This is a genomic window from Sphingomonas sp., assembly GCF_036402235.1.
Lineage (GTDB): Bacteria > Pseudomonadota > Alphaproteobacteria > Sphingomonadales > Sphingomonadaceae > Sphingomonas.
Window position 1 is genome coordinate 1 of the sequence record NZ_DASWTG010000033.1, and the last position, 8,809, is coordinate 8,809.

Annotated in this window: 10 protein-coding genes and 1 pseudogene; 10 read left to right on the top strand and 1 reads right to left on the bottom strand. The window is 67.5% G+C overall.

Features of this window, described 5'->3' with window-relative positions; translation table 11 throughout:
* The 10 genes from VGD28_RS07130 to VGD28_RS07175 form a co-directional block, all read left to right on the top strand.
* On the top strand, positions 1–345 hold a 345-nt coding region (locus tag VGD28_RS07130), incomplete at its 5' end, for a phosphate ABC transporter ATP-binding protein (protein ID WP_331027643.1).
* Entirely contained in the window at positions 345–1,043 is a 699-nt protein-coding gene (gene phoU / locus VGD28_RS07135) for a phosphate signaling complex protein PhoU (protein WP_331027644.1), read from the top strand. The genes VGD28_RS07130 and phoU, both read left to right, overlap by 1 nt.
* Position 1,044: 1 nt before the next feature.
* Positions 1,045–1,734 (top strand): phosphate regulon transcriptional regulator PhoB, encoded by a 690-nt coding sequence (gene phoB, locus VGD28_RS07140; RefSeq protein WP_331027645.1) that lies wholly within the window; start codon positions 1,045–1,047, stop codon positions 1,732–1,734.
* A gap of 68 nt (positions 1,735–1,802) precedes the next feature.
* Positions 1,803–2,123, top strand: a complete 321-nt coding sequence (locus tag VGD28_RS07145) for a hypothetical protein (RefSeq protein WP_331027646.1) — start codon at positions 1,803–1,805, stop codon at positions 2,121–2,123.
* 100 nt (positions 2,124–2,223) lie between these two features.
* A complete protein-coding gene (locus tag VGD28_RS07150; protein WP_331027647.1) occupies positions 2,224–3,120 on the top strand; it encodes an SDR family NAD(P)-dependent oxidoreductase in 897 nt (298 codons plus the stop codon).
* 260 nt (positions 3,121–3,380) lie between these two features.
* Positions 3,381–4,268, top strand: a complete 888-nt coding sequence (locus tag VGD28_RS07155) for a hypothetical protein (protein WP_331027648.1) — start codon at positions 3,381–3,383, stop codon at positions 4,266–4,268.
* A 78-nt stretch (positions 4,269–4,346) separates the two neighbouring features.
* Positions 4,347–4,838 carry a pyridoxamine 5'-phosphate oxidase family protein gene (locus tag VGD28_RS07160; protein ID WP_331027649.1) on the top strand — a complete coding sequence of 164 codons (492 nt, stop codon included), beginning with the start codon at positions 4,347–4,349 and terminating at the stop codon, positions 4,836–4,838.
* 117 nt (positions 4,839–4,955) lie between these two features.
* Entirely contained in the window at positions 4,956–6,281 is a 1,326-nt protein-coding gene (locus VGD28_RS07165) for an MFS transporter (protein WP_331027650.1), read from the top strand.
* Positions 6,278–7,198, top strand: coding sequence for a cysteine synthase A (gene cysK / locus VGD28_RS07170; protein ID WP_331027651.1), 921 nt, complete (start codon positions 6,278–6,280; stop codon positions 7,196–7,198). Before VGD28_RS07165 ends, cysK begins: the two co-directional genes overlap by 4 nt.
* Before the next feature lie 115 nt (positions 7,199–7,313).
* Positions 7,314–8,672, top strand: a complete 1,359-nt coding sequence (locus tag VGD28_RS07175) for a cell wall hydrolase (protein WP_331027652.1) — start codon at positions 7,314–7,316, stop codon at positions 8,670–8,672.
* 12 nt (positions 8,673–8,684) lie between these two features.
* On the opposite strand, the pseudogene VGD28_RS07180 reads toward VGD28_RS07175, so the two are convergent.
* Positions 8,685–8,809 (bottom strand): annotated as a pseudogene (locus tag VGD28_RS07180) (IS630 family transposase); the annotation flags it as partial.

An 8,809-nucleotide genomic window follows, 5' to 3' on the forward strand; every position in this document is an offset into this window, starting at 1 on the left:
AAGGACCGGCTCCAGGAAAGCGGCACCGCCCTCTCCGGCGGCCAGCAGCAGCGCCTGTGCATCGCCCGCGCGATCGCGGTCGACCCGGAAGTGATCCTGATGGACGAGCCCTGCTCGGCGCTCGACCCGATCGCCACCGCCCGCATCGAGGAGCTGATCCACGAGCTCCGGGGCCGCTACGCGATCGTCATCGTCACCCACAATATGCAGCAGGCCGCGCGCGTCTCGCAGCGCACCGCCTTCTTCCACCTCGGCACGCTTGTCGAATATGGTGAGACCGATCAGATCTTCACCGCGCCCCGGCAGGAGCGCACGAAAGACTATATCACCGGAAGGTACGGCTAATGGCGACCGGTCACGAACATACCGTCAAGGCGTTCGACCAGGACATCAAGCAGCTCCGCGCGCTGATCTCCCAGATGGGCGGACTGGCCGAGGAAGCGATCCGCGACGCGATGACCGCGCTCCAGCGCGGCGACACCAGGCTCGCCAAGGAAGTCCGCGCCAAGGACAAGGCGATCGACGCGATCGAGGCGGAGGTGGAGAAGCTCGCCGTCCGCGTCATCGCCTTGCGCGCGCCGATGGCCGACGACCTGCGCGAAGTGGTCGCTGCGCTCAAGATCGCGGCGGTGATCGAGCGCATTGGCGACTATGCCAAGAACATCGCCAAGCGCGTCCCGCCGGTCCATGCCACCGACGGCGAGCGGATCGAGGCGATCTCGCTGCTTCCCGCGATGGCGCAGATGGCCGGCGACATGGTTCATGACGTGCTCGACGCCTTTTCCGCGCGCGACGCCGAGGCGGCGATCCGCGTATCCGAGCGCGATGCGCGGCTCGACGATTTCTACGACAGCATCTTCCGCACGCTGGTGACCTATATGGTCGAGAATCCGCGCACGATCAGCGAGGTTGCGCACCTGCTGTTCGTCGCCAAGAATATCGAGCGGATCGGCGATCACGCCACCAATGTCGCCGAGATGGTCTATTTCGCCGCGACCGGGCAGTATCTGGCCGATCGCGATACGGATACCGCGGAGAACTGATATGAGCCGCGCACGCATGCTGCTGGTCGAGGACGACGCCGCACTCGCCGAGCTTCTGACCTATCATTTCAAGCGCGAGGACTTCGACGTCCGCCACACGCCGGACGGCGAGGAAGCGTTGCTGCTCGCCAAGGAAAGCGCGCCCGACATCGTCCTGCTCGACTGGATGGTCGAGAGCCTGTCGGGGATCGAGGTGTGCCGCCGCCTGCGCCGGATGAGCGAGACGGCGAACGTCCCGATCATCATGCTGACCGCGCGCGGCGAGGAGGAGGACCGCGTCCGCGGCCTCGAGACCGGCGCCGACGATTATGTCACCAAGCCGTTTTCCCCACGCGAGCTGGTCGCGCGCGTCGGGGCGGTGCTGCGCCGCGTGCGCCCGGCGCTGGCGGGCGAGGCGCTGACCTATTCGGACATCGAGATGGACACGGTCGGCCACAAAGTGCGCCGCGGCGGCGACGTCGTGCCGCTCGGTCCGACCGAGTTCCGCCTGCTCAAGCATTTCCTGGAGCATCCGGGCTGGGTCTTCTCGCGCGAGCGGCTGCTCGATGCGGTGTGGGGGCACGACAGCGACATCGAGAGCCGCACCGTCGACGTGCACATCCGCCGGCTGCGCAAGGCGATCAATGTCGGCAACCGTCCCGACATCATCCGCACCGTGCGCTCGGCCGGCTACGCGCTCGACGCGGGATAGATTCCGTCCCTGATGCGTTGGCGGGCCGAGCAAAGATGCTCTGACCGAAACAAGTCAGGAGGAAGTCCATGAAGCTGCTCGCCTTTGCCACGGCCGCCGCGCTCGCGATGACCGGCGCCGCCGCCTTCGCGCAGGATACGCAGACAGCACCTGCTCCGGCTGCTCCCGCGGCACCAGCTGCCCCGGCGCCCCCCGCCACTGAGGATCCCGTCGGCGGCTACCAGCCGTCCACGCCTGCCATCCAGGGCGATACCAGCAGCGGCCAGAAGCCGATCTTCCAGGCCAACCCGATGACGCCGACCCAGGCGTTCCCGCCGCCGCCGCCGCTCGACAAATATCCGTTGTGCAGGAAGGGTCAGACCGACAATTGCCGCCAGCGCGGCGGGTGAGCTGAACGGCGCGGCATACCCAATGGCTGCCGCGCCTTCGCCCGATCTTGCCTAAGCGGCGCGCAAGCGGCACACCCGGCGCAAATAGCCGGGAGGGTGCATGACAATCAGGTTCGACGGGCGGGTAGCCATCGTCACAGGCGCAGGCGGCGGACTTGGGCGCGCCTATGCGCTCGAGCTTGCGCGCCGGGGCGCGAAGGTGGTGGTCAACGACCTTGGCGGGTCTCGCGACGGCACCGGCCATTCGGACGCGGCAGCAAAAGTCGTCGCGGAGATCGAGGCGCTGGGCGGCGAAGCGATCGCCAATGGCGGCAGCGTCACCGACTATGCCCAGATGGAAGCCATGGTCGCCGCGGCGACGGCGAAATGGGGCGGCGTCCATATCCTGATCAACAATGCCGGCGTGCTGCGGGACAAGAGCTTCGCGAACATGGAGCCGGAGGATTTCCGCTTCGTCGTCGATGTCCATCTCAACGGATCCGCCAACGTCACCAAGGCGGTGTGGGCGACGATGCGGGATCAGGGTTACGGGCGCATCCTGATGACCGCATCCTCGACCGGTCTTTACGGCAATTTCGGGCAGGCCAATTACGGCGCGGCGAAGCTCGGCCTCGCCGGCCTGACCAAGACGCTCTATCTCGAGGGTGCGAAATACGACATCCGCGTCAATACGATCGCCCCGACCGCGGGCACGCGGATGACCGAGGACATCTTCCCCGAAGCGGCCTTCCAGGCCTTCACGCCCGAAAGCGTGGCACCCGCCGCACTCTACCTCGTCAGCGAGGACGCGCCGACCAACATGATCGTCGGCGCAGGAGCAGGCGTGTTCCAGGCGGCCTATATTACCCTGACGCCCGGCGTGCGCCTGCAGGGCGAGGAGCTCACGCCGGAGGGCATTGCCGCCAACTGGAGCCGGATCACCGACCGCATGGGCGAGATCGTTCCCAAATCGGGCGGCGAGCAGGCGATGAGCATCATGGCCAAGCTGCAGCGCTGAATCCCGCGGGACTCGGCGCAGAACCGGCATCCATGCGCTTCCGGAACGACCGGCTTCGCTTCACCTGCCGCGGGATCGCGTGCGATTTTCGACGGTACGCCGCCGAAAACTACTCAAAATGACGACACTCTCCGCCCAATCGCGCAAAATGAGTAGCTGATACGTTGCGCATATCCTGAATTCCGCCTTCACTTCTCCTGAATTGGGGGATTTCAAGGCGTTGGTGCGTTGTGCGGTCATTGCTGGAGGAGCGCCGAGTGATGGCGTTTGAACCAGCCCAACAGCATCAGGCTGCAGCGCCCCTCCAGGGGCCGTTGTTCGAGGGATTGCTGACCGAGTTCGCGGCGTCTGCGATGTCCGCGGGCATCGCAGCGCTCGGTGCACCCAATCGCGCGCTGATCTTTGCCGCCGCAGCCCGGGCATGCGGCCCCTTCGATTCCGGACCGGGCCGTTCGCATCCGGTGAGCGTCAATGCGCTCGCCGCCTCGCTCGCTCGCCCATTCGAGACGATCCGCCGGCAGGCGAACATGCTGATCGGCGACGGCCTGCTGGTTCGCAGCGAGACCGGCTTGTCGGTGCCGCTTCAGGTGATCTGCGACCCGCGTGTCGCGCTGATGGCCGACGGCTGCCACGACCTGCTCGTCCGGCTGGTGGAGGATGTGCGCGCCGCCAACCTGATCCTGCCCGAGCCGCGCCCTGACAGGCCCTATGATCCCCGCGCGGGGATCGGCATTGCCTTTGACCTGCTGCTTGCCACGATCGAGTGCCACCATCACCGTAGGGAGAACTGGACCCGCCTCGCGCTCATCTTTGCGATCGAATGGGCCAATCGCCGGTTCGCGCATGCCGCGGGGCCATATCTGGCGCCGGTCAAACCGAGCACGGTGGCACGCATTCTTGGCCTCCCCTATGCCACCGTGTCGCGAAACATCGAGGGGCTGGCTGCAGCCGGCAAGCTGCGCCGCGTTCCCGAAGGGCTGGTGATTGCGCCCGATCTGGTCACTGCGCCCGCTGCTGCGGACGCGCGGCTCGCGCTCGTCAACCGAGCCCGCCAGCTGATCGGCCGGCTCGGGCAGGTAGGCTTCCCGCTCGACCAGCCGGCCCGAGCCTATATCGGGGCGCGGCCGGCGCTGCCTGCGCTCGGCTGAAACCGCTTTCGGACGGGCGCCGGAACGGCGCCCACCTCCCGATCGTTCCGGCTGCATCTATTTTCCAGGAGATGCAGCATGCCCAACCAACAGGAACTTCAGGAGAAATTCTGGAAAGCGCTCGACAGTGACCGCACGCTCTTCCTCGGCCTCGACGGAGTCGATGACGGCCATGCCCAACCAATGACGGCGCTTCGCGATGAGGGCGCCGCTGGCGGCCCGATCTGGTTCTTCACCACCAAAGACAATGGCCTTGTCCAGGCGATACACGAGGGGCATCGGGCGATGGCGCATTTCGCCTCCAAGGGGCACGATCTGTGGGCGACGATCCACGGCAATCTCGTCCTCGATCAGGATCGCGCGACGATCGACCGACTGTGGAATCCGTTTGTCGCGGCCTGGTTCGAAGGCGGCAAGGACGATCCCAGGCTCCAGCTTATCCGCCTCGACACCGAACGTGCGCAAATCTGGCTCAACGAGAACAGCCTGTTCGCTGGCGTGAAGCTGCTCCTCGGCGGGGATCCCAAGCAGGATTATCAGGACAAGGTCGCGGAAGTTTCGCTGAGCTGACGCCGACACTTCGCCCGCGCAACGAATCCCTCATTGCGCGGGCGGGTATCCGCGGCCTACAGGCCCCTGACGCCGCCCGTTCCGGTAGCGGCCCGACAGGATCGCCCCAAACTCTCCATGGCCGCCCACCCCTTCGCCATCCACAATTACCGCGTCTACTGGATCGCCCGGCTCGCTTCGACGCTGGCAGGCCTGTCCATGGTGGTCGTGATCGGCTGGCAGGTCTATGACCTTGCGCGCGAGACGATGGGGATCAAGCAGGCGGCGCTTCAGCTCGGGCTGGTCGGCCTTGCCCAGTTCCTGCCGCTGCTGGTGCTCACGCTCTTCACCGGCTGGGTCGCGGACCGGCTCGACCGGCGCTGGATCATCCGCGTGGCGATCGGGCTCGAAGTGTTCTGCGCGCTGAGCCTTGCCTGGCTGACCTGGACCAATACCGTCACCCTCGCCGCGCTGTTCGGCGTGGCCGCCCTGCTCGGCGTCGCGCGCGCCTTTCTCGCCCCCGCGCAGCAGGCGCTTGCCCCCAATCTCGTGCCGGCCGCCTCGCTCCCAACCGCGATCGCGCTGAGCGCGCTCGCCTGGCAGGCGGGGTCGATCGTCGGGCCGGCGATGGGCGGCTATCTCTATGCCGCTGCCCCTGCCCTGCCCTACGCCGTCTCGGGCGGCCTCTTCCTCATCTCGCTGCTGATGATGTTCCTGGTGACGCCCGTGCCGCGCAGCCAGATCGCGCGCACCGGCAGCCCGCTGCGCCAGATGCTCGACGGGCTGCTTTATGTCCGTCAAAACCGCTTGGTGCTCGGCGCGATCTCGCTCGACATGTTCGCGGTGCTGCTGGGCGGCGCGACGGCGATGCTGCCCATCTATGCGCGCGACATCCTGATGATCGGCGCAGACGGCCTTGGCCATCTGCGCGCCGCGCCGGCGGTCGGCGCGGTGGCGGTCGGCCTTGTGCTGTCGTGGCGACCGCTGAAGACCAATGTCGGCGTCAAGATGCTGTGGTCGGTGGTCGGCTTCGGTGCGGCGACCGTCGTGTTCGGCTGGGCCGGTCCGCTGATGAGCGGCTGGTGGGGACCGTCGATGATCGGCAGCGACTTCGCCCCGGCAGTAGTGATCTCGCTGATCGCGCTCGCGGCACTGGGCGCGTTCGACATGGTTTCGGTCTATGTGCGCTCGTCGCTGATCCAGCTCTACACGCCTGATGCGATGCGCGGACGCGTCGGATCGGTCTCGACGCTGTTCGTGTCCAGCTCGAACGAGCTGGGCGAGGCGCGCTCGGGCTTCCTCGCCGCGGCGATCGGCCCGGTGGTCGCGACCGTGGGCGGCGGATTCCTCGCCATCTTGGTAACTGCGTATTGGGCGCGTATCTTCCCCGAATTGCGGCGGGCGCGAACCTTCGACCCGCCGGTACACCTTGCGGAGCCTATTCCTGAGGAGACGAAGACGTGAAGGCCAACACCATCCTCGAGACGATCGGCAATACGCCGCACATCCGCATCCAGCGCCTGTTCCCGGGCGCCGAAGTGTGGATCAAGTCCGAGCGCTCCAACCCCGGCGGATCGATCAAGGACCGCATCGCGCTGTCGATGATCGAAGCGGCCGAGGCTGACGGCAGCCTGCAGCCCGGCGGAACGATCGTCGAGCCGACCAGCGGCAACACCGGCGTCGGCCTCGCCATGGTCGCGGCGGTCAAGGGCTACAAGCTCGTGCTGGTGATGCCCGAGAGCATGAGCATCGAGCGCCGCCGCCTGATGCTGGCCTATGGCGCGACCTTCGACCTCACCCCGCGCGAGAAGGGAATGAAGGGCGCGATCGAGCGCGCCGTCGAGATCGTCGAATCGACGCCGGGCGCGTGGATGCCGCAGCAGTTCGAGAACCCGGCCAATATCGACGTGCACGTGAAGACTACCGCGCAGGAGATCCTCAAGGACTTCGCCGACGCGCCGGTCGACGTGATCATCACCGGCGTGGGCACCGGCGGCCATATCACCGGCGTCGCCGAGACGCTCAAGAAGAGCTGGCCGAACCTCAAGGTCTATGCCGTCGAGCCCGAGCTCTCGCCGGTCATCTCGGGCGGCCAGCCCGGCCCGCACCCGATCCAGGGCATCGGCGCGGGATTCGTGCCGCGCAACCTGCACACCGACTCGATCGACGGCGCGATCCAGGTCGATGCCGGCGACGCCAAGGACTATGCCCGCCGCGCCGCCCGCGAAGAGGGCCTGCTCGTCGGCATCAGCTCGGGCGCAACGCTCGCCGCGATCGCCAAGAAGCTGGCCGACCTGCCCGCCGGCTCGCGGGTGCTGGGCTTCAACTACGACACTGGCGAGCGTTATCTCAGCGTTCCCGATTTCCTGCCCGAAAGCTGACCGGGACGCCGGAGCGGCGGCACGCGCCACCGCTCCGGATACCGGACAATGGTTCCAACTTCGTCACGTGTGCGTTATGGGCGCGGCCTTTGCCGCCAGAGGACAAGCAGCACCCGTGACCGACCCCGTTCCCGCCGCCGAACCTGCGCGCATCGCGCCCGGCCTGTGGGTCGCGCTCGCACTCATCGCGCTGCTCGCGGTGCTCGCGCCGCTGCTGATCGTGCTCAACGCGCCGCGCATCCCGGTCGATGACGAGCGGATCACGCTCGCCGAGGTCCGCAAGCCCAAGCGCGTGGTGCCCCAGGCCGAGATTCCCGAGGTCGAGCCGGTCCGCCTCGCCGCGTTGCCGATGGACGAGGCGCGACGCTTCAACGCCACGATCCCATTCTCGACCGCGCCCAATCCCGCCGCGCGCCCCTTCTTCATCAGCGGCAGCGCCGACAATCAGGCACGCGCGGTGGACTGCCTCGCTGCAGCGACCTGGTACGAGGCGGGCGACGACGCGGTCGGCCAGCGCGCGGTCGCGCAGGTGGTGCTCAACCGCATGCGGCACCCTGCCTTTCCCAAGAGCGTGTGCGGGGTCGTGTTCCAGGGCCAGGAGCGGCGCACGGGCTGCCAGTTCACCTTCACCTGCGACGGGGCGATGACGCGCACCCCCTCCGCCGCTGCCTGGGCCCGCGCGCGCGACATCGCGCGGCAGGCGCTGGCCGGATTTGTCTATGCAAAAGTAGGCCACTCGACCCATTACCACACCGACTGGGTGGTGCCGTACTGGAGCTCGAGCCTCGACAAGGTGGCCGAGGTCCATACCCACCTGTTCTTCCGCTGGACCGGATGGTGGGGAACGCCGCCCGCCTTTCGCCGCGCTTATGCGGGGGCCGAGCCGGTGATCGCCAAGATGGCGCGCCTGTCGCCTTTCCACGCCGTCGGCGGCGACCCTGCCGCACTGGCGCTGGCCGCGGCAGAGGGCGTGGCGATCGATCCGGTCGCGATCCCGGAATCCGCGATCCCGCAGCCGGTGACGGGCGAAGCCGGCAACGTCTTCCATGCCGCGCTCGACCGCAATATGGGTCCGGACGCCTTCGCGGCCCTCGCGATCCGCACCTGTGGCGAGCGGCCCTTCTGCAAGTTCCTCGGCTGGACCGATCACGGCAAGGTTCCGCCCGCCGGCAGCGCACCCAACGCCGGACAGATCGAGGCGATGTCGTTCAGCTATCTGCGCGATCAGACGCAGGGCTTCGGCAAGGCGCTGTGGAATTGCAGCGAGTTCAAGCGCCCCAGCCCGGTGCAGTGCATGCGGCGGATGCCCGCGCTGCCGGCGGCGATGCCCACGGCTGTGCCGCTGGCCGAGGGCGATCCCAACCGCGCGGCAGCGCCCGATGGCCTCACCGGCGTGCGGCGCAAGGCCGATGTCGTCATGCCGCCCGTCGTACCCCTGCCTGTCCCGCAGCCGACCGTGGCGCCCGCCCGCTAGAGTCTGTCCTGTTTAGATTGAGGCATATCCGCTGTTTCTGAGATAGTTGGCGCATTCGTGGGGCGGGAAGGCGTCGAGGAGTTGGCCGATGCGTTTCCATGTTGCCTCGACGGTGCGCTCTGCGGCCTTGCGCAGGA

What these genes read in the sequence shown, in the direction of transcription:
- phoU (WP_331027644.1), top strand. Translation starts at nt 345, where the DNA reads ATGGCGACCGGTCACGAACATACCGTCAAGGCGTTCGACCAGGACATC.
- VGD28_RS07160 (WP_331027649.1), top strand. Translation starts at nt 4,347, where the DNA reads ATGCCCAACCAACAGGAACTTCAGGAGAAATTCTGGAAAGCGCTCGAC.
- VGD28_RS07155 (WP_331027648.1), top strand. Translation starts at nt 3,381, where the DNA reads ATGGCGTTTGAACCAGCCCAACAGCATCAGGCTGCAGCGCCCCTCCAG.
- VGD28_RS07165 (WP_331027650.1), top strand. Translation starts at nt 4,956, where the DNA reads ATGGCCGCCCACCCCTTCGCCATCCACAATTACCGCGTCTACTGGATC.
- VGD28_RS07145 (WP_331027646.1), top strand. Translation starts at nt 1,803, where the DNA reads ATGAAGCTGCTCGCCTTTGCCACGGCCGCCGCGCTCGCGATGACCGGC.
- phoB (WP_331027645.1), top strand. Translation starts at nt 1,045, where the DNA reads ATGAGCCGCGCACGCATGCTGCTGGTCGAGGACGACGCCGCACTCGCC.
- VGD28_RS07150 (WP_331027647.1), top strand. Translation starts at nt 2,224, where the DNA reads ATGACAATCAGGTTCGACGGGCGGGTAGCCATCGTCACAGGCGCAGGC.